The sequence below is a fragment of the Shinella sp. HY16 genome, from assembly GCF_028534175.1.
Lineage (GTDB): Bacteria > Pseudomonadota > Alphaproteobacteria > Rhizobiales > Rhizobiaceae > Shinella.
On the sequence record NZ_JAHYXL010000003.1, the window covers coordinates 332,175 to 351,598 of the forward strand.

The window sequence follows — 19,424 nt, forward strand, 5'->3', positions numbered from 1 at the left end:
ATGAGCAAGCTTCTGACGCTGCGCGGCGCAAAACGCGGGTTTTCCTATCTCGTGATCGGTGGCTGGTCGGCCCTTTCTGTCTTTTTCGTGCTCTGGATCATTCTCGCCTCACTGAAGCGCAACCGTGATCTTTTCGGAAAACCCTGGTCGATCCCGCTTGATCCCGCCTGGGGCAACTATGTCAAGACCTGGGTGAACAGCCGCTTCGGCGACTATTTTCTCAACAGCCTGATCGTCACCTCCGTCTCGGTCATCGCCCTGCTCCTCGTCTCGGTACCGGCCGCCTATGTGCTGAGCCGCGGGCGCTTTGCCGGGCGGGCGGCGCTGTCGAACTTCTTTGCCTTCGGCATGGGGGTGCCGATCCCGCTGCTCTTCGTGCCGCTCTTCGTCATCATGACGACGCTGAGGCTCGGGGACAGCCTGACGGGGCTCTCCCTCGTCTATGTGGCGCTTTCCATTCCGTTCAGCATCTATGTGCTGGAAGGCTTCTTCGCCTCGCTGCCGTCCGAACTGGAATCAGCGGCGATCATCGACGGCTGCTCGGATTTCCAGGTGTTCCGGCACGTCATGCTGCCGCTCGCCGGCCCCGGCATCGCTACGGTCGCGATCCTCAACTTCGTCGGCCTGTGGAACGAGTACCAGCTCTCGCTCGTGCTCCTCAACAGCCCGGAGAACCGGACGCTCTCGCTCGGCATCTATTCGCTGATCACGTCCATGCAATATTCGGGCGGCGACTGGGCCGGCCTCTTCGCCGGCGTCACCATCGTGATGGTGCCGACGATCATTCTCTTCATCATCCTCTCCGAGCGGATGATCAGCGGTATCACCATGGGAGGCGTCAAGTGAACCGGACCCTGCAGAAACCCCGCGCCGAGGGCGTCACGACAATCGAGCAAACGGTCGTGACCCTGCCGATGTCCCATCTTGGCGACCCGAGCCGACTGCCGCGCCTGCGCTGGCAGCAGCCGATCCCGGACAAGGCGACACCACCGTCGCGCGGCCTTACCGCGGAAGAAAGCGCCAACGCCTTCGACTGGGGCAAGGATTCCATCCTGCCCTACCGCGTCTATGACGACTACGACCGCGCACAGCAGCCCGCAGACATGCCGCTGATCGTGCTCGACAACGGCCGGCTGCGCATCGCTGTCGCCCCGCAATATGGCGGGCGCATCATGCAGCTCTACGACTACGCGCTCGGCCGCGATCTCGTCTTCCGCAATCCCGTCTTCCAGCCGGCCAATCTGGCTGCGCTGAACGCCTGGTTTTCCGGCGGTATCGAGTGGAACGGGCTTATCCCCGGCCATACGCCCTTCACCGCGGCTCCGGTCTTTGCCGGCGTCGTCGAGACGGAGCGCGGCCCGGTGCTGCGCATCTACGAGTTCGACCGTATCGTCGAGGCCACCTGGCAGATCGATCTCTTCCTGCCGGCGGGCGAGGACCGGCTCTATGTGCACGGGCGCATCGTCAATGCCGCGCCGGTGGAAAAACACGCCTATTGGTGGACCAATGTCGCCGTGCCGGCGAGTGCGGGCATGCGCGTCATCAGCCCTGCGGATTATGCGATCGAACATGTCCTGCCGGGCAACGAGCTTGCGCGCTTCGCCTTTCCCGATCCGGCGCGCTTCGATGGCTCCTATCCGGGCCTCTGGAAGGGGGCGACATCGGTCTTCTTCCGCAAGCCTGATGCAAAGCGCCTGTTCATTGCCGCCCTCGACAAGACGGGCACCGGCCTTGCGCAGACGGCGACATCGGGCCTGAAGGGCCGGAAGTTCTTCTATTTCGGCACGGCGGCCGGCGGGCAGCACTGGATGGACTATCTCGCGCGCAAGGACGAGGGCGACTACATCGAGATCCAGGCCGGCATCACGCCGACGCAGAACCAGCGCTTCGTGTTGGCTGCGGAAAGCGAAACGCGCTGGACCGAGGTCTATGGCGGCCTGTCGGTCGATCCGGCCGCAGCCCATTGCGAGAGCTATGCGATCGCTGAACGCGCGACGGCGGAGGCGGTGGATCGGCGTTTCCCGCAGGCCGACCTCACGGAAGTCGACGGGTTCCTGACGCGCCTGTCGCAGATGCCGGTCGATCGTCGCCTTACCGCGGGCTCGCCCTGGGGCGGCCGGCAGGAAAAACTCACCGGCAAGCCGCTTGCCGCAGGCCTCGATTTCTCCGTCGACCGGACCGCCGACCTCTGGGACGACCTTGCAGAAAGCGGCAAGATCTCTGCAGCCAACCTGACCCGTGTTCCCGCCGACCTTGCGGTTTCGGACGCCTGGGTCGCGGCGCTGGAGCGCAGCGCCGAAGCACAGGGGAAGACATGGCTGCATGAGCTGTTGCTCGGCATCGCCGCGCTCGACCGCGAGAACGTGGCAACGGCGCGCGACCTGTTCGCGCGCTCGACGGCGGCGCACCCAAGCTGGCTGGGGCTGCGCCAGCAGGCTCTGATCACGGAGAACGGCGCGGAGGCCGAGCGGCTCTATCTTGCCGCCTGGAAGGCCGAGGATGCCCCGGCCGAGCTGGCTGTCGAGATCGTGCAGTTCCTGCTGCGTGCCGACCGGTCCGCCGCGCTTGAAACCTTCCTGACCGACCTTCCGGAGGCCGTCGCAGCGCAGGAGCGCATCGTGCTCGCCCGCGCCTCGGTGGCGGCGGCGCGGGGTGATCTCGATACGCTGGAAGCGCTGCTGGCGGTCGAGTTCGCGACCATCCGCGAAGGCGAGGATCTTTCGGCCGACCTCTGGCACGCCCTGCAGACGGGTCGACTGGAACAGCGGCTGGGCCGCGCGCCCACTGCCGCCGAACTGGAAACGCACAACAGGGCCAACCCTTTGCCGGAACATCTCGATTTCCGCATGCGGGTCGTGCTCGAAGACGGGACGAACTGATGACGACGGTCGAGATCCGCGAGCTTCGCAAATCCTATGGCAGCCTGGAGATCATCCGCAGCGCCGACCTTGCCATTTCGAGCGGCGAGTTCGTCGTGCTGGTCGGGCCGTCGGGCTGCGGCAAGTCCACGCTGCTGCGCTGCATTGCCGGACTGGAGCCGATCAGCGGCGGCATCCTCGCCATCGACGGTGAGGACATGACCACGGCCGATCCGGTGAAACGGGGCGTCGCCATGGTCTTCCAGTCCTACGCGCTCTATCCGCACATGACGGTCGCCGAGAACATCGGCTTCGGCCTGAAGATCGCGGGCACGCCGAAACCGGACATCCGGGCGCGCGTGATCGAGGTGGCAAAACTCCTCAAGCTGGAGGCGCTGCTCGACCGCAAGCCGAAGGCGCTTTCCGGCGGCCAGCGCCAGCGCGTGGCGATCGGCCGGGCGCTGGCACGCAATCCGCGCATCTTCCTGTTCGACGAGCCGCTGTCCAATCTCGATGCCTCGCTCAGGGGCGAGATGCGCGTCGAGCTGGCCAAGCTCCACGCCAAGCTCGGCAACACCATGATCTACGTGACGCATGACCAGGTGGAGGCCATGACGCTTGCCGACCGCATGGTGGTGATGCGGCAGGGGATTATCGAGCAGGTCGGCGCGCCGCTCGAACTCTTCAACAACCCGATCAACCGTTTCGTCGCCGGCTTCCTTGGGCAGCCGCCGATGAACTTCATCCGCTTCGCTTCGGCTGCCAATGAGGGGCGGAGGGTGACGGGTACGCTTCCCGGCGCCGGGCGTGTTGCCCTCGACCTGCCGCCCTCGGCCGTACCTTCACCGTTGGAGGGGCTGGAGCTCGGCGTCCGCCCGGAGGATATGACCGTGTCCGACGGCGGCGAACTGAGCGCGACGGTGGAGGTGGTGGAACAGCTCGGCGGCGAGACCATCGTCTACGGCCGGCTGGCGGACGGCCAGGCCCTGACGGCAAAGCTTGCCGGCCAGGCGGGTGTCAGGGCCGGCGATCGGCTCTCCTTCACGCTGGCGCAGGAGCGCCTGCAACTCTTTGATGCGATGGGCCGCAACTTGCGTTACCGGATGCGAGAGGCCGGTGCGCAGCCCGGCAGTCCGGTCGAAAGGAGTGTGCCTTGACCTCTGTTCCCCCACCCGGCCAGACCCTGATCGAGACCGTTTCCGCCGATTTGCCGGAACTCAACAAGACCTTCCGGCGGGTGGCGCAGTACATGCTCGCCGCGCCGGAGGGCTTCATGCACAAGCCGGTGCAGGAGATTGCCGCCGCCGCGGAGGTGAGCGAGCCCTCCGTCATCCGCTTCTGCCGTCGCTACGGTTACAAGGGCATTCCGGATTTCCGCATCGCGCTTGCCATGGCGCTGGCGAACGGGCCGGCAGCCGAGCGCAGCTCGTTCCTCGAGCCGCAGATCACCGACAAGGCCGTGGTCAACCTCGCACTGAAGCGTGCCATTGCGCGCCACGCGCGCACGCTGATCGGCACGGACCGCTCGATCATCATCGATTCCGGTTCGACCGCCCAGCTCTTCGCTGAAACGCTTCGCGATGCCGACCCGCTGGCGGTGATGACCACCGGCCTCAACATCGTCGATGCGCTGCGCGGGGCGACGCAGCATTCCATCATGCTGCCGGGCGGCGTGCTGCGCCATGAATCGCGTTCGCTCTCCGGCCGCATGGTGGAGAACACGCTTGCCAATATGCATTTCGACGCCGTCTATCTCGGTGCCGACGCCATCGATCCCGCCTCCGGTCTCAGCACCTTCAATGAGGACGAAGCGCACCAGAACACGGCGATGATCCAGGTTTCGCGGCGTGTCGTCGTGCTGGCGGATTCGACGAAGTTCCGTGCGCCCGGCCTGCACCGCTTCTGCGAGATCGAGCGCATCCACACGATCATCACCGATACCGGTCTTGGCGACGACGTGGTCGCCGCGATCGAGGCGCGGGGCGTTGCCGTTCACCGCGTGGAACCAATCGAAGAGACTGCAAAATGACGTCGCAAAGCGCTTCCACCGCCATCCCCGGCCTCGACCGCTGGGACACCACACGGGAAATCCGCCAGCAGCCCGCGGTCTGGCGGGCTTTCGCCCTCGAACTTGCCGGCATTGCCGCCGAAATCCGCCCATGGCTGGCAAGCCGCGCGCATGATGAGGTGTGGTTCTGCGGTGCCGGCACCTCCGCCTTCATCGGCGAGACGCTGGCATCCTATCTCAACCGCGCCGCCGGCCCTGCGCGCTTCCGCGCCGTGCCGACGACGGACCTCGTGTCGAGCCCGTTGAGCTTCCTGAGGCCCGGCGCACGCAGGCTGGTCGTTTCCTTCGGCCGCAGCGGCAACAGTTCGGAAACCCTCGGCACCCTCCGGCTGCTGGATGCGCATGCGCCCGAGGCCGACCGCCTGCACATCACCTGCAACGCCGAGAGCGCTTTGGCGCGGCCGATGGGGCCGGGGCCGGGCGAGCAACGGACGATCCTGCTCCCGCCGGAAACGAACGACCGCGGCTTCGCCATGACCTCCAGCTACACGACGATGTTGCTTTCGGCGCTCGCCTGCTTCGATCCCGCCCCGCCGGACGAGCCGACCGCGCTGCTGGCGCGCCTTGCCGATGCGGCGGAGGGACTGATCCGCCGCGGTTTTGCCGATCTTGCTAGGCTCGCCACGCCCGAGCGCGTCGTCTTCCTCGGTTCCGGTCCGCTGATTGGCTCGGCGCGGGAATGTGCACTAAAAGTGCTGGAGCTGACGGCCGGCAGCATCGCCACGTCCTGGGATTCGACGCTCGGCTTTCGCCACGGCCCGAAGGCGGTGGTGAACAAGAATACGCTGGTCTTCGTCCTGCAATCGGCCGATGCGTTCACGCAGGCCTATGACATCGACCTTGCCCGGGAGATCGCCGTGCAGTTCGGTCCCCAGGCCATCGTGCGGCTCGGCGCGGCGACGGGCGGCGCTGATATCGATGTGCCCGCCATCGGCAACGATGCCTGGGGTTCCGTGCTGCATGTCATCGTTGCGCAGATGTTGGCCGTGATCTGGTCGGACCGGCTCGGTTTTGCGGTCGATGACCCCTTTGCCGGCCGGAACCTTACCCGTGTCGTTGCCGGCGTGACGCTCTACGACCTGCCGAAGCCCGCCTCGGCCGCCTATGGCGCCATCGATGTCGGTGGTTCGAAGATCGAGGCGGCGTTGTTCGGGGACGACTTGCAGCCGATCGAAAAGCGCAGGATCGATACCCGCAAGGACAGCTACGACGACCTCGTGGCGGCGATTGCCGAGCAGGCCGGCTGGCTCGAGGCAAAAGCCGGCAACCTTGCCGCCATCGGCATCGGCCTGCCGGGACTGATCGATGCAGCGACCGGGCTTTCGGTGACCTCCAATCTGCCGGCTACCGGGCGCAGCCTCGGCGCCGACGTTTCGGCGCACCTCGGCCGCCGCGTGCCGGTGGAGAACGACTGCAAGTGTTTTGCCCTGTCGGAAGCCAATGGCGGAGCGGGCGCGGGCCATCGCACCGTCTTCGGTCTCATTCTCGGCACGGGCGTCGGTGGTGGTGTTTGCGTCGATGGCCGGCTGGCGAAGGGCCTCAACGGGCTTCCCGGCGAGGTCGGCCATTTCGGCCTGCCGGCCGAGCGTGTGGCGACGTACGGCCTGCCGCTCGTCGCCTGCGGTTGCGGACGCACCGGATGCTACGAGACCTACGTGTCCGGCCCCGGCCTGACGCGCATCGCGCAGCACGTCGCCGGCCGGCCGCTGCGGGCGGAGGAGATCGTCGTGGCTGCGGCCGGAGGCGACGCGGCGATGCGGTCAGTGCTGGACATCTGGCTCGACCTGCTCTGCGAACTCGTTCACACGATCCAGCTGACGATCGACGCGGACTGCGTCGTGCTCGGCGGCGGCCTGTCGCGCATGGCTGGCCTTGCCGACGACCTTGCCGCGGCCTTCGAGGCGCACAAGCTGCCGGGCGTGCGCAGCCCTGTCTTCCGGATTGCGCTGCATGGTGATGCCAGCGGCACCCGGGGCGCGGCCATCCTTGCCCGCCAATCGCTGCGGGAGGGCCGGCCATGAAGGAGCTGCGTGCTCTGATCGCCCGCAACCGCGCGGGTTCGGGCGAGACCATGCCCTCAGTGTGTTCGGCGCATCCGGATGTCATCGCCGCCGCACTTCTTCTCGCCGAAGAGCATGGGGTTCCGTTGCTCGTCGAGGCGACGAGCAATCAGGTCAACCAGTTCGGTGGCTACACCGGCATGCAACCGGCCGATTTCATCCGCTTCGTGCACGAGATTCGCGATCGCGTCGGCGCATCGGGCCAGCCGCTGCTCTTCGGCGGCGACCATCTCGGGCCGCAGGTGTGGCGCAGCCAGCCGGCCGATGTGGCGATGGCGCATGCGCGGGACCTCGCGGCGGCCTATGTGCGTGCCGGTTTTACCAAGATCCATCTCGACTGCTCGGAAGGCTGCGCGGGTGAGCCTGCCCAGGTGGCCGATGCGGTCAGCGCCGCGCGGGCGGCCGAACTTGCGGGCGTCTGCGAGGCCGCCACTGACGACCCGTCGTCGCTGAGCTACATGTATGGCACGGAAGTGCCGCCGCCCGGCGGTGCCCGGGCGGAGGAGGGCGGGCAGGGCATCGCCCCGACGACGCCGGAAAGCGCAGAGGCCACCACCGCGGCGCATCGCGATCATTTCGAGGCCCTGGGGCTTCATGGTGCCTGGCAACGGGCAGTGGGCCTCGTGGTCCAGCCGGGCCTGGAGTTTGCGCCGGACCACATCCATGCCTTCGATTCGGCAACGCCCGATCGCCTGTCGCCGGTGCTGCGCGATCGTCCCGGCCTGAGTTTCGAGGCTCATTCCACAGATTACCAGGCGCCGGACGTCTATCCCGAGCTCGGGCGGCGTCATTTCGCGGTGCTGAAGGTCGGTCCGGCGCTGACCCATGCCTATCGCCAGGCGGTCTATGCGCTGGAAGGTGTGTCGGACTGGATCGGTGCGGAGCCGGATCGTCCGCGTGTTCCTGCCGTCATGGAGGACCTGATGCTGGCCGATCCCGCGAACTGGCGCAAACATTACAGCGGTGGCGAGGCACAGCTTCGCCTGCTGCGGCACTTCAGTTATGCCGACCGCATCCGCTACTACTGGACCCAGCCGGCGGCGCGGCAGGCGGTGGAGCGCCTGATGTCCCTCCTCGGCGAGACCCGGCCGCCGCGCATGGTGCTGGAGCAATATTTCGCGCCTGGCGTTCTTGCGCGTGCCGATCGCCTGGCATCGCGCGTGCGCGACTGGCGGTTGGCTCTCGTCTATGCGCAGATCCAGGCGGCGCTTGCGCCCTACTATGCGGCGTCTGCGAGGTCCGCGGGATGACGGTCATCGCCGGACAGGACGTGGCTCCCTTCGATATCGACGCGACCGAGGCGTGGTGGCTCGTGCCGGAGAGGCTTTTCGACGGCGAGACGCTCGATACGGGCCGCGCCGTGCGCATCGTGGCGGGACGCATCGACGACCTGCACCCGGCTGCGGAGGCGGGGCGGGACGGCCTGCCCGTCTGGCGGACGAACGGCCTCGCATCGCCTGGATTCTTCGACGTGCAGGTCAATGGCGGCGGCGGTGTCATGGTCAACGGCACGCCGACGGCCGATGGTCTCCGCGCCATCGCCGCTGCGCATCGGCCGGGCGGCACGATGGCCATCCTGCCGACGCTGATCACGGATGCGCCCGAGGTGATGGAAAAGGCCGTCTCAGCCGTGATCGCCGCGGTCGGGCGGGATGGCATCGCCGGCGTTCATCTCGAAGGCCCGCATATCAGCGTGGCACGCAAGGGGGCGCACAATCCACGCTTCATCCGCCCGATTGACGACGACACGCTTTCCTGTGTCCGGCGCCTGCGCGCCGCCAATGTGCCGGTCCTCCTGACGCTCGCGCCGGAATGCGTGCCGCCGGGAACGATCGCGTCGCTGCGCGCGATGGGCGTCGTCGTCTCGCTCGGCCATACCGCGGCCGATGCCGCGACGACGCGGGCCGCGATTGCGGAGGGCGCGCGAGCGGTGACCCATCTCTACAATGCGATGACGCCCATCACCTCGCGCGAGCCGGGTGTCGTGGGCGCCGCGCTCGACAGCGATCTTTATTGTGGCTTCATTGCCGACGGGCACCATGTAGACGATGCGGTGCTGCGCCTGGCAATCCGTTCCCGTCCGATGGCCGGGCGCATGGTGCTCGTCTCGGATGCCATGTCGACGTGGAACGGGCCGGATCATTTCACCCTCTACGGCGAGACCATCCGCCTTGAAGGCGGCAAGCTGGTGAACAGTATCGGCTCGCTGGCCGGCGTGCATACCGACATGGCGACCTCGCTGCGGCGGCTGGTCGATGTCGTGGGTGTTCCTCTCGAGGACGCGTTGAAGATGGCAACGGCAAATCCGAGCCGCCTCATGGGGCTGGAGGCAAACGTCGGCTTCCTCAGGCCGGGCATGCCCGCCGATATCGTCCTGCTCGGCGGCCTGTAAGACCAATTGATACTCAGCCGATGCCGGTCTGCAAATGGCGAATTTCCGCGCTTCCGGTGCTCGCGCACCGAAAGGACGCTGCGCTGTGGATCGTAAAAACATCAGGCTTGGGTCTGGCCGCTTCATCACTCGATAGCCCGGTTGTCGGCCGGGTCTGTATGTCCGCGCTGCGCGGCCTGTGACGGTGGGCGTATTAGCCGCCGATGTGCGCCCAGCAGAGTGCCTGTTTCCCGCCGGACCAGATGACGTCGTTGGCGGCGATGCTGGCCGTAGTGCATCGGATTCCCGTCTCCACGCGCCGCTCTCCCTATCCATGAAATTTACGTTGACAATAGCTGGCGGTAAATCTATTTCGAGGTACATAGTAACCTATATGATAGGTAGGGGCGGCGCGATGGAATCGAAGTCGGAACCGGATGCGGTCAGTGGTCAGAAGGGCGGCGAGGGGCTGCTCGGCGGCGTCATGGATGCCGTCCGGATCCATATTCGCGAAAATGGCCTGCAGGTCGGCGATTGGCTGCCGAGCGAGGGGGCCTTCGCGGAAAAACTTGGTGTTTCCCGTGGCATCGTGCGCGAGGCCTATCGGTCGTTGTCCGCGCTGACGCTGATCGATATCGGCAACGGCCGGCGCCCTCGGGTGGCGGCGCCCAGGGCAGACGTGCTGGCGCTGGTCACCGATCATGCCGTGCACACCGACCAGGTGACGATCCAGCAGATTTTCGATGTCCGCCGCACGGTCGAGCGCCGGACAGTCGTGCTTGCTGCCATGCGCCGCACCGACCGCGAGGCGGCTGCAATCGTCGCGCTGGCCGAAGCGATGCAGCGGGATTTCGAAGAGCCGCAAAAGGTCATGGAGCACGACATCGCCTTTCACGAGGCGATCGGCGCAGCGTCGCGCAATCCGATGTTCTCGCTGATCGTCGGCTCGTTCCATGTGGTGACGCGCCAGACCTGGCCGATCGGCTGGGCAAGCCGCGCCAGCAACGAGACGCGGCAGGAAAGCATCGACGGTCACATGACCATCGCCCAGGCCATCGCCAATGGCGACCCGACGACGGGCGAGCAGGCGATGGTCGAGCATTTCGACCTGACGGTGAAGGCGCTGCTGGCAGCGGGAGTGTACTGAGCATGAAGATCACCGCGTTTGAAACCGTCCGCGCCCGCGACTTTGCCAACATCCTCTGGGTGCGCATCCACACCGACGAAGGCCTTGTTGGGCTTGGCGAGACCTTCTTCATGGCTGCGACCGTGGAGGCCTATATCCACGAGGTCGTGGCGCCGAAACTGCTCGGCCGCGATCCCCTTGAGATCGACCGTATTTCCAAGGATCTGACGGGTTATCTCGGCTTCCGTTCGACGGGGGCGGAAATGCGCGGCAATTCGGCGGTGGATATCGGTCTCTGGGACCTCTTCGGCAAGGCGACGAACCTGCCGGTCGCCCAGTTGCTCGGCGGCTTCTCGCGGCGCGAGATCCGCACCTACAACACCTGCGCCGGTAACACCTACATGCGCGAGGCCAAGGGCCAGCAGACCGGCAATTACGGCATCGGTGGCCCGCGGCGCGACTATGACGACCTTAACGGCTTTCTGGAGCGGGCGGACGAGCTTGCCGAAGACCTCCTGTCGGAGGGCATCACGGCCATGAAGATCTGGCCGTTCGACATCGCGGCGGAAAAGAGCGGCGGCCAGTACATTTCCGGGCCGGATCTGCGCAAGGCGCTCGAACCCTTCGAGAAGATTCGTAAGCGCGTCGGCGACCGCATGGACATCATGGTCGAGTTCCATTCCATGTGGCAACTCACCCCGGCCATCCAGATCGCCCGGGCGCTGGAGCCCTATGCCACCTTCTGGCACGAAGATCCGATCAAGATGGATTCGCTCTCCAGCCTCAAGCGTTATGCGGCGGCAAGCCGCGCGCCGCTCTGCGCCTCGGAGACGCTTGCCACCCGCTGGGCCTTTCGTGATCTGATGGAGACCGATGCTGCCGGCGTCGTCATGCTCGATCTTTCCTGGTGCGGAGGCCTTTCCGAGGCCAAGAAGATCGCCACCATGGCGGAAGCATGGCACCTGCCGGTGGCCCCGCATGATTGCACCGGCCCCGTGGTACTCGCCGCCTCGACGCACCTGTCGCTGAACGCGCCGAACGCGCTCGTGCAGGAAAGCGTGCGCGCCTACTACAAGACCTGGTACGCCGACCTGACGACGCAACTGCCAACCGTGACGAACGGCGTGATCACCGTGCCGCCCGGACCGGGCCATGGCATTGATCTTGCGCCGGATCTCGACCGCAAATTTGACGTCTCGCGCCGGACTTCGGCGCTGGAGTGACCGGCACGGCGCTGATCGCTTGACTCGTATGGTAGTAGGCTAGTAGCCTTTGACGGAGTGAGGGAGGCTGGAATGCAGAACATCAAACCGCAGCGCGTTCTCTCGGTCGCCGAGGCCGTCGGGCCGCAGGTCTATCGCATCTTGCGCGAGCAGATCATCCAGGCCGAGCTGATGCCGGGCGAGCGCATCTCGGAGGCGGAGATCGCCAAAAGCCTGTCGGTCAGCCGCCAGCCGGTGCGCGAGGCCTTCATCAAGCTGTCGGAGGAGGGGCTGGTGCAGGTCCTGCCGCAGCGCGGCACCTATGTGACGCGGATTTCCACCGCTTCCGTAATGGACGTGCGCTTCGTGCGCGAGGCGATCGAGGCCGATATCGTGCGTCAGGTCACCGCAGAGCATACGGCCGAGACCGTGCGGGAACTGCGCGATCAGATCGCAAGGCAGAAGCAGGTGCCGCAGGACGACCGCGCCACCTTCCTGCGGCTTGACGAACTCTTCCACCACACGCTCGCAGCGGCGGCCGGCAGCGCCTATGCCTGGAGCGTCATCGAAAGCGTCAAGGCGCAGATGGACCGCGTGCGCTTCCTCAGCGTCGACGATATCCAGATCGGCCGGCTGATCGGGCAGCACGAGCGCATTGTCGATGCGATCGCTGCGGGCGATGTCGGCAAGGCCGAAGCGGCGCTGCGCACGCATCTGCGCGAGATCCTCAAATCGCTGCCCGAGATTGCCCGGGCGCGGACGGAATTCTTCGACGGCGTGGAGTGACGCCGGAACAACCACGATTGATGTTCAACGGGAGGTACGCATCATGATGATCCGGAAATTTCTTGCAGGAACGGCCCTCGGCCTGGGGGTGATGGTCTCGGGCGCCAGCGCGGAAGGCCTCAACATTGCCTTCATCAGCCACTCGTCCGCCTCGAACACCTTCTGGCAATCGGTCAAGAAGGGCTACGACGACGCCTGCGAGAAGGTCGGGGCCTCATGCCAGTTGATTCTGACGCAGACCGAAGGCGCGGTCGAGCAGGCCGTCGCCAACCTGCAGGCGGCGATCGCCACGAAGCCAGATGCGATCTTCGTCGCGATCGTCGACAACAAGGCCTATGACAATGTGATCAAGGAAGCCGTCGATGCCGGCATCCTCGTGCTTGCCGTCAATGTCGACGACAGCGAAGGCGCCAAAGGCAATGCACGCAAGGCTTTCATCGGCCAGGGCTTTACGGCGGCCGGCTATTCGCTCGCCAAGGCGCAGTCGGAGAATTTCCCCAAGGAAGGCCCGCTCAGCCTGCTGGTCGGCGTCAACGCGCCGGGCCAGACCTGGTCCGAACAGCGCGCCGGCGGCGTGATGAAGTTCCTGGAAGAATACAAGGCCGCCCATGCCGATCGCGAGATCACCATCACGCGCATCGATTCGGCCACCGACCTTGCGCTGACCGCCGACCGCATCGGCGCCTATCTCAATGCCAACCCGAACACCACGGCCTATTTCGACACTGGCTACTGGCATGCCGGCGTCGCCAAAGTGCTGAAGGACCGGGGCATCGAGCCCGGCAAGGTGCTGCTCGGCGGCTTCGACCTCGTGCCGGAGGTTCTGCAGCAGATGGAAGCCGGCTACGTGCAGGTGCAGGTCGACCAGCAGCCCTACATGCAGGGCTTCATGCCGGTCATGCAGGCCTATCTGTGGAAGACGGCCGGCCTGACGCCGTCGGACATCGACACGGGGCAGGGCATCGTCACGCCCAAGGACGTGCCGACCATTCTCGAAATGGCAAAGCAGGGCCTGCGCTGATCCGGCGCTCCTATGGGAAAACCGGTGCCTTGCCTATGCGGCGGGGCACCGAAGCACGAGTGGAGCCCATGAAGCGGTTTCTGAAAATCTATCTCGACAAGCCGGAGCTTGCCGGCCTCGCCCTCCTGATCATCCTTCTTGCCGTCTTCCAGGTGAAGTCGAACGGCGTGCTTCTCTCCTTCGAGAACGTACGCGGCGTCATGGGGCTTCTGCCGGAAATGGCGCTCGTCGCCATCGGCGTGACGATCCTGATGATCTGCGGCGAGTTCGACCTGTCGGTCGGCTCCGTCTTCGCGCTGATGCCGATGTCGATGGCGGTGATCCTCAATTCCGGCGTGCCCTTCGCCGCCGCCGTGCTGCTCGGCCTTGCCATCTGCGCGGCGATCGGCTTCATCAACGGCTATGTGACGCTGCAATTCTCAATCCCGAGCTTCATCACCACGCTCGGCATGCTGTTCATCGCCCGCTCGCTCACCATCGTCATATCCGGGGGCTTTCCGCCGCTTCTGCCGTCCGATCTGCCGACCTGGCTCTTTACGGATTACATCTGGCAGGGCGCGCTCTTCCGCATGTCCTTCGTCTGGTTCGTCGGCATTGCCGTTCTTGCCGCGGCGCTGCTGTCGCTCACCAATTTCGGCAACTGGATCCGCGCCACCGGCGGCTTCAACGAGGCGGCGGCCTCGATGGGCATTCCCGTCAAGCGTGTGAAGATCGCCTGCTTCATGCTTTGCTCGGTGCTGGCGGGTTTCGCCGGCCTGCTCCAGGTGCTGCGCCTCGGCTCGCCGCTGCCCTCGATCGGCGAGGGGCTGGAGCTGCAGGCGGTCGCGGCGGCCGTCATCGGCGGCACGGCGCTTGCCGGCGGCATCGGCACGGTTTTCGGCGCCATCATCGGCACTCTGCTCATCCGCACCATCGACAACGGCCTGGTGCTGTCGCGCGTCGATGCCAACTGGTTCAAGTTCGCCATCGGCGTGCTCACCATGTTTGCGGTCATCGCCAATGCCTGGATGGGCAAGATCTCCCGCAAGATCAAGGTGGAGGCGCACAAGTGACGACACCGGTCATCGAATGCCGCAACCTGCAGAAATGGTACAGCGGCGTGCACGCGCTGAAGAATGTCAACCTTACCATCCATCCCGGCGAGACCGTCGGCCTCGTCGGCGACAACGGCGCGGGCAAGTCGACGCTGATCAAGATCCTTTCCGGCGCGCACCACCAGGATTCCGGCGAGGTGCTTATCGAGGGCAAGACCGTCGATCTGCGCAGCCCGAAGGACGCGATGCGTCACGGATTGGAGACGATCTATCAGTACAATTCCATGGTGCCGACCATGTCGATCGCCCGCAATCTCTTCATCGGCCGCGAGCCGTTGAAATGGTCGGTCTTCGGTGTCGGCCTCATGGACCAGAAGCGTATGCGCGCCGAAAGCATGCAGGCCATCGCCGATGTCGACCTGCACCTGCGCTCGCCGGATGCGCTGGTCGGCGAACTGTCCGGCGGCCAGCGGCAGGGCGTGGCGATCGCCCGCGCCATGCATTTCAAGTCCAAGGTGCTGATCCTCGACGAGCCGACCAACCATCTTTCCGTCAAGGAGACGGACAAGGTGATCGGCTTTGTGCGCGGCCTGAAGGCGCAGGGCCTCACCGGCATCTTCATCTCGCACAACATGCAGCACGTCTTCCAGTCCTGCGACCGCATCGTCGCCATGGCGCGTGGCGAGATCGTCTTCGACAAGCCGACCGCTGCAACCTCGATCGACGAGGTCCATGCCCTTCTGTGAGGAGACCATGACAGAGCTTTCAGGAAAGACCGTCCTCATCACCGGTGCGCTCGGCACGCTCGGCCGCGCCCAGGCCGCGCGGCTCGCCCGTGCCGGCGCCAGCCTGCTGCTGCTCGACCGGCCGGGCGCCGAGGGCGGCGCGGCCTTCGCGGCGGATGTTGCCGTAACCCATGGCGTTACGGCTACCTATGTCGGTGAGGACCTCAACGACCTTGCTGCGGCGGAGCGGCGGGCGGAATCGCTTTCGCGCGCGCATGGCGGCATCGACATCCTCATCAACAATGCGGCGCTGATCATCAACAAGCCGTTCGAGGATTTTTCGCTGGAGGAATACGAGGATCAGGTCCGGGTCAATTCCTCCGCCGCCTTCGCGCTTGTCCGGGCTGTCGCCCCGGCGATGAAGGAAAAGCGTTACGGCAAGATCGTCAATTTCTGCTCGGTCACCCTGAATGGGCGCTGGGACGGCTATGTGCCCTATGTCGCCTCGAAGGGCGCGATGCTGGGCCTTACGAAATCGCTGGCGCGCGAACTGGGTCCGCATGGCGTGCGTGTCAATGCGGTGTCACCGGGCGCGGTGGTGTCCGAGGCGGAGGCGCGCGTCTTCGCCGATCGCCTGCAACAGTACAATGACTGGATCCTCGAGAACCAGTCGCTGAAGGCGCGTATCCAGCCGGCGGATGTCGCCGATCTCGTGCATTTCCTCGTCTCGCCGGCCTCAGACATGATTTCCGGCCAGAACATCGCGATCGACGGCGGCTGGTAATGGGGATCGAACTCGACAATGGAGCAGCGCGCATCTGCGTTCGTCCCGATCTTGGCGCCGGCCTGACCTGTTTCGATGTCAGGCAGGATGGCGTCTGGCAGCCGGTCTTTCGCACCGTTGATCCTGCAACGGACCATCCCTTTGCGCTCGCCAACATCCTCCTCGTGCCGTTCTCCGGGCGGGTCTCCGGCGGCGGGTTTTCCTTCGACGGGGCCTTTCACGCCCTGCCGCGCAATGTGGAGACGGAGCCCTATCCGATCCACGGCAACGGCTTCTCCGCCACATGGACGGAGGCCTCCCGGAGCGGCGATTCCATTACCCTGACCCTGTCGTCGGACCGGCCGGGGCCGTTCCGCTACGATGCGATGCTGTCCTATCGTCTGGAAGGCGCTGGCCTCGTGATGGAACTGGGCCTCGTCAACCGCGCCGAAACACGCCTGCCATATGGTGCCGGCTTCCATCCCTGGTTCGTGCGGGATGCGGATACGACGCTCACTGCGCCGTCGAAGGGCGTCTGGCTGGAGCAGTCCGATCATCTTCCGAAGGCTCATGAGCCCATCGCGAAGCATCCGGATATGGACTTCAACGCGCCAAGGCCCCTGCCGCCGCGGTGGATCAACAACTGGTTCGACGGCTGGGACGGCAAGGCGCGGATCGACTGGCCGGCGCGTGCTCTGCAGGCCGATATCGAGGCAAGCGAGGTGCTGGACCAGTATGTGGTCTTCTCGCCTGCCGCCGATGCCGATTTCTTCTGTTTCGAACCGGTCAGCCATCCCGTCGATGCCTTCAACCTGCCGGACCGGGCCGACGCCTACGGCCTGAAAGTGCTTTCTCCCGGCGAGACGCTGGACATCTGGACCCGCATCGCCGTTTCGCCGCGCAAACTGGCCTGATCCGCGCAAGACATTCGATCTTTCCACCCTGGCAATCGTGGCGTTGCCGGGGCCGATCGCGTGGCCGCGGCGGGGGCATATCCATACGTGAGCCGTTGACAGGCTTGCGAGGCTTGAAACGACAATCCATATATGAAAGAATAATTTAAATAAGAATTGCACGGCGCGACCTCGGGGAGCGCAGGAGGACATGCGCATGCAGGATGAGACAGGACTTCTGGCCGGCCTGACGGTGGTCGATATGAGCCAGTTCCTCTCCGGCCCCTATTGCTCGTTGCGGCTGGCCGATCTCGGCGCCCGCGTGATCAAGATCGAGCGGCCGGACGGCGGTGATCTCTCCCGCCGGCTCTATCTCAGCGACACCGAGGTCGGGGGGGATTCGACGCTCTTCCACGCCATCAACCGCGGCAAGGAAAGCCTCGGCATAGACCTGAAGAACGCCGACGACCTTGCCTTCCTGCGCCGGCTTCTCGGCAAGGCCGACGTGCTCATCCAGAATTTCCGTCCGGGCGTCATCGAACGCCTCGGGCTCGACTATGCGGCCGTCAAGGCGATCAACCCGACAATCGTCTATGCCTCGATCAGCGGCTATGGCGAGGATGGCCCCTGGGTCATGCGGCCAGGGCAGGATCTCCTGGCGCAGGCACGCTCCGGCCTGATGTGGCTGAACGGCGACGCGGCGCAAGGACCGGTGCCCTTCGGCCTGGCGGTCGCCGACATGCTCGCCGGCGCCAATGCCTGCCAGGGCATTCTCGCCGCCCTCGTGCGTCGCGGTATTTCCGGCAAGGGCGCCCATATCCAGACGAGCCTGCTCGAAAGCCTCATCGATTTCCAGTTCGAGGTGCTGACCACCCATCTCAACGACGGCGGCCGCAAGCCGCAGCGCTCGGATTTCCGCAGCGCGCATGCCTATCTTTCGGCACCCTACGGCGTCTATCCGGCGAAGGACGGCTATCTTGCGATCGCCATGACGCCACTCGGCCGCCTGCAGGATCTGCTGCAGATCGAGGCGCTGGCACCCTATCGCGACGACAGCAGGGCCTGGTTCACCGCGCGCGATACGATCAAGAGAACCATCGCCGAGCGCATTGCGAGCGAAACCGTCGACCATTGGCTCTCCATCCTGGAGCCCGCCGACATCTGGTGCTCAAAGGTGCTGGAATGGCCAGAGCTTCTGGCCAGTGACGGTTTCCGCATCCTCGACATGCTGCAGACGGTGACGCGTGAAGATGCGGTTTCGATCGGCACGACCCGCTGCCCTGTGCGGGTGAACGGTCAGCGCCCGGCCGGCCATCGCGCCGCGCCGCGCATCGGCGAACATTCGGCGACGATCCGCGCGGAGTTTGCGTGATGAGCGCGATCACGCTCAGGGGCATGACCTGGAGCCATCCGCGCGGCTATGATCCGATGGTTGCCTGTGCGCAGGACTGGTTTGCCAGAACCGGCGTCACCATCGAATGGGACAAGCGCTCGCTGCAGGATTTCGAGAGTTTTCCGGTCGAGGATCTCGCCCGCCGCTACGATCTCATTGTCATCGATCATCCCCATGTCGGCCAGATCACGGCGGAGAGCTGCCTCGCGCCACTTGACCTGCCCGGCCGCGAGGCGGCCTTCGCGGCGCTTGCGGGCGGCTCCGTCGGCCTCTCGTTCCCGAGTTACAACTGGCGGGGCCGCCAATGGGCCTTCCCGGTCGATGCCGCCACGCAGGTGCTGGCCTTCCGGCCAGACCGGTTGGCGGCGGCACCGGGCTCGTGGGCAGAGGTTGTTGACCTTGCAAAAGCCGGGGAGATGCTGCTGCCGCTGCGCCCGCCGCATTCCCTGATGTGCTTTTTCACGCTTTGCGGCAATCTCGGCCGACCCTGCTCGGTGGAAAGGGACGTGCCTTTCGTCGATGTCGAAATCGGCGTGCAGGCAATCGAGATGATCCGGGAACTGGCCGCGCTCACCGATGCCGCCTGCACCGAAATGGACCCTATCGCCGTGCTGGACCGGATGGGCGAGGCGGGGTCGCACTACAGCGTCTCGCCACTGATTTACGGCTATGTCAGCTACGCCCTTGCAGGCTTCCGGGCCAATCGCATCGCCTTTGCCGATATGCCGGTTGCCGGCGGTGCGGGACCGGTCGGCTCCGCGCTGGGCGGCACGGGCATCGCCGTTTCCGCCTTCTCGGCGCATCGTAAGGTGGCCGTGGACTTCGCCTACTGGATTGCGGCAGGGCCGCAACAGGCGGGTCGCTACTGGCAGACCGGTGGCCAGCCCGGTCATGCGGCGGGATGGGAGGACGAGGCAGCCAATGCCGCAACGCTCGGCTTCTACCGCAACACGCGCCGAACGCTGGAGGGTGCCTGGCTGCGTCCCCGCCACGATGGCTACATGCCCTTCCAGGAGGCCGCGTCTGAGCGCATCAATCAGGCCGTGACGGGCCGTGAACCGGCGGGAAAAGCCATAGCGGATCTCAACGCGCTCTTCCTGAAGAGCTTTGCGAGGAACGGATGA

Annotated in this window: 17 protein-coding genes; all 17 read left to right on the forward strand. The window is 65.6% G+C overall.

Annotated elements, in window-relative coordinates:
- The 17 genes from K0P03_RS27920 to K0P03_RS28000 all read left to right on the forward strand — a co-directional run bounded on the left by K0P03_RS27920 (position 1) and on the right by K0P03_RS28000 (position 19,424).
- Positions 1-846: a carbohydrate ABC transporter permease gene (locus tag K0P03_RS27920; RefSeq protein ID WP_023513660.1), complete on the forward strand. Its 846-nt coding sequence runs from the start codon at positions 1-3 to the stop codon at positions 844-846.
- On the forward strand, positions 843-2,879 hold the full coding sequence (locus K0P03_RS27925) for a DUF5107 domain-containing protein (RefSeq protein ID WP_272791290.1): 2,037 nt from the start codon (positions 843-845) through the stop codon (positions 2,877-2,879). Before K0P03_RS27920 ends, K0P03_RS27925 begins: the two co-directional genes overlap by 4 nt.
- Positions 2,879-4,015, forward strand: coding sequence for an ABC transporter ATP-binding protein (locus K0P03_RS27930; protein WP_272791291.1), 1,137 nt, complete (start codon positions 2,879-2,881; stop codon positions 4,013-4,015). The genes K0P03_RS27925 and K0P03_RS27930 overlap by 1 nt, the downstream gene beginning before the upstream one ends.
- Entirely contained in the window at positions 4,012-4,887 is an 876-nt protein-coding gene (locus tag K0P03_RS27935; RefSeq protein ID WP_050744894.1) for a DeoR/GlpR family DNA-binding transcription regulator, read from the forward strand. Before K0P03_RS27930 ends, K0P03_RS27935 begins: the two co-directional genes overlap by 4 nt.
- Positions 4,884-6,947: an ROK family protein gene (locus K0P03_RS27940; RefSeq protein ID WP_272791292.1), complete on the forward strand. Its 2,064-nt coding sequence runs from the start codon at positions 4,884-4,886 to the stop codon at positions 6,945-6,947. Before K0P03_RS27935 ends, K0P03_RS27940 begins: the two co-directional genes overlap by 4 nt.
- Entirely contained in the window at positions 6,944-8,236 is a 1,293-nt protein-coding gene (locus K0P03_RS27945; RefSeq protein ID WP_272791293.1) for a class II D-tagatose-bisphosphate aldolase non-catalytic subunit, read from the forward strand. The genes K0P03_RS27940 and K0P03_RS27945 overlap by 4 nt, the downstream gene beginning before the upstream one ends.
- Positions 8,233-9,378 carry an N-acetylglucosamine-6-phosphate deacetylase gene (gene nagA / locus K0P03_RS27950; protein ID WP_272791294.1) on the forward strand — a complete coding sequence of 382 codons (1,146 nt, stop codon included), beginning with the start codon at positions 8,233-8,235 and terminating at the stop codon, positions 9,376-9,378. The genes K0P03_RS27945 and nagA overlap by 4 nt, the downstream gene beginning before the upstream one ends.
- A 394-nt stretch (positions 9,379-9,772) precedes the next feature.
- Positions 9,773-10,504 carry a FadR/GntR family transcriptional regulator gene (locus K0P03_RS27955; protein ID WP_050744897.1) on the forward strand — a complete coding sequence of 244 codons (732 nt, stop codon included), beginning with the start codon at positions 9,773-9,775 and terminating at the stop codon, positions 10,502-10,504.
- Positions 10,505-10,506: 2 nt separating this feature from the next.
- On the forward strand, positions 10,507-11,706 hold the full coding sequence (locus K0P03_RS27960) for a mandelate racemase/muconate lactonizing enzyme family protein (protein WP_272791295.1): 1,200 nt from the start codon (positions 10,507-10,509) through the stop codon (positions 11,704-11,706).
- A gap of 72 nt (positions 11,707-11,778) precedes the next feature.
- The gene (locus tag K0P03_RS27965) at positions 11,779-12,471 is read left to right on the forward strand and encodes a GntR family transcriptional regulator (RefSeq protein ID WP_272791296.1); all 693 of its coding nucleotides are present in this window, start codon (positions 11,779-11,781) and stop codon (positions 12,469-12,471) included.
- 46 nt (positions 12,472-12,517) lie between these two features.
- Positions 12,518-13,492 carry a sugar ABC transporter substrate-binding protein gene (locus tag K0P03_RS27970; protein WP_037409257.1) on the forward strand — a complete coding sequence of 325 codons (975 nt, stop codon included), beginning with the start codon at positions 12,518-12,520 and terminating at the stop codon, positions 13,490-13,492.
- 68 nt (positions 13,493-13,560) lie between these two features.
- Positions 13,561-14,544, forward strand: coding sequence for an ABC transporter permease (locus tag K0P03_RS27975; protein ID WP_272791297.1), 984 nt, complete (start codon positions 13,561-13,563; stop codon positions 14,542-14,544).
- Positions 14,541-15,272: an ATP-binding cassette domain-containing protein gene (locus K0P03_RS27980; RefSeq protein WP_023513672.1), complete on the forward strand. Its 732-nt coding sequence runs from the start codon at positions 14,541-14,543 to the stop codon at positions 15,270-15,272. Before K0P03_RS27975 ends, K0P03_RS27980 begins: the two co-directional genes overlap by 4 nt.
- A 7-nt stretch (positions 15,273-15,279) precedes the next feature.
- Positions 15,280-16,035 (forward strand): SDR family oxidoreductase, encoded by a 756-nt coding sequence (locus K0P03_RS27985; protein WP_272791298.1) that lies wholly within the window; start codon positions 15,280-15,282, stop codon positions 16,033-16,035.
- Complete coding sequence (locus K0P03_RS27990; protein WP_272791299.1) at positions 16,035-16,928, forward strand: aldose 1-epimerase; 894 nt, start codon at positions 16,035-16,037, stop codon at positions 16,926-16,928. Before K0P03_RS27985 ends, K0P03_RS27990 begins: the two co-directional genes overlap by 1 nt.
- A gap of 196 nt (positions 16,929-17,124) precedes the next feature.
- Positions 17,125-18,279: a CaiB/BaiF CoA transferase family protein gene (locus tag K0P03_RS27995; RefSeq protein WP_050744991.1), complete on the forward strand. Its 1,155-nt coding sequence runs from the start codon at positions 17,125-17,127 to the stop codon at positions 18,277-18,279.
- Positions 18,279-19,424: an extracellular solute-binding protein gene (locus K0P03_RS28000; RefSeq protein WP_050744902.1), complete on the forward strand. Its 1,146-nt coding sequence runs from the start codon at positions 18,279-18,281 to the stop codon at positions 19,422-19,424. The genes K0P03_RS27995 and K0P03_RS28000 overlap by 1 nt, the downstream gene beginning before the upstream one ends.

What these genes read in the sequence shown, in the direction of transcription:
- K0P03_RS27920 (WP_023513660.1), top strand. Translation starts at nt 1, where the DNA reads ATGAGCAAGCTTCTGACGCTGCGCGGCGCAAAACGCGGGTTTTCCTAT.
- K0P03_RS27930 (WP_272791291.1), top strand. Translation starts at nt 2,879, where the DNA reads ATGACGACGGTCGAGATCCGCGAGCTTCGCAAATCCTATGGCAGCCTG.
- K0P03_RS27940 (WP_272791292.1), top strand. Translation starts at nt 4,884, where the DNA reads ATGACGTCGCAAAGCGCTTCCACCGCCATCCCCGGCCTCGACCGCTGG.
- K0P03_RS27945 (WP_272791293.1), top strand. Translation starts at nt 6,944, where the DNA reads ATGAAGGAGCTGCGTGCTCTGATCGCCCGCAACCGCGCGGGTTCGGGC.
- nagA (WP_272791294.1), top strand. Translation starts at nt 8,233, where the DNA reads ATGACGGTCATCGCCGGACAGGACGTGGCTCCCTTCGATATCGACGCG.
- K0P03_RS27955 (WP_050744897.1), top strand. Translation starts at nt 9,773, where the DNA reads ATGGAATCGAAGTCGGAACCGGATGCGGTCAGTGGTCAGAAGGGCGGC.
- K0P03_RS27960 (WP_272791295.1), top strand. Translation starts at nt 10,507, where the DNA reads ATGAAGATCACCGCGTTTGAAACCGTCCGCGCCCGCGACTTTGCCAAC.
- K0P03_RS27965 (WP_272791296.1), top strand. Translation starts at nt 11,779, where the DNA reads ATGCAGAACATCAAACCGCAGCGCGTTCTCTCGGTCGCCGAGGCCGTC.
- K0P03_RS27970 (WP_037409257.1), top strand. Translation starts at nt 12,518, where the DNA reads ATGATCCGGAAATTTCTTGCAGGAACGGCCCTCGGCCTGGGGGTGATG.
- K0P03_RS27975 (WP_272791297.1), top strand. Translation starts at nt 13,561, where the DNA reads ATGAAGCGGTTTCTGAAAATCTATCTCGACAAGCCGGAGCTTGCCGGC.
- K0P03_RS27985 (WP_272791298.1), top strand. Translation starts at nt 15,280, where the DNA reads ATGACAGAGCTTTCAGGAAAGACCGTCCTCATCACCGGTGCGCTCGGC.
- K0P03_RS27990 (WP_272791299.1), top strand. Translation starts at nt 16,035, where the DNA reads ATGGGGATCGAACTCGACAATGGAGCAGCGCGCATCTGCGTTCGTCCC.
- K0P03_RS27995 (WP_050744991.1), top strand. Translation starts at nt 17,125, where the DNA reads ATGCAGGATGAGACAGGACTTCTGGCCGGCCTGACGGTGGTCGATATG.
- K0P03_RS28000 (WP_050744902.1), top strand. Translation starts at nt 18,279, where the DNA reads ATGAGCGCGATCACGCTCAGGGGCATGACCTGGAGCCATCCGCGCGGC.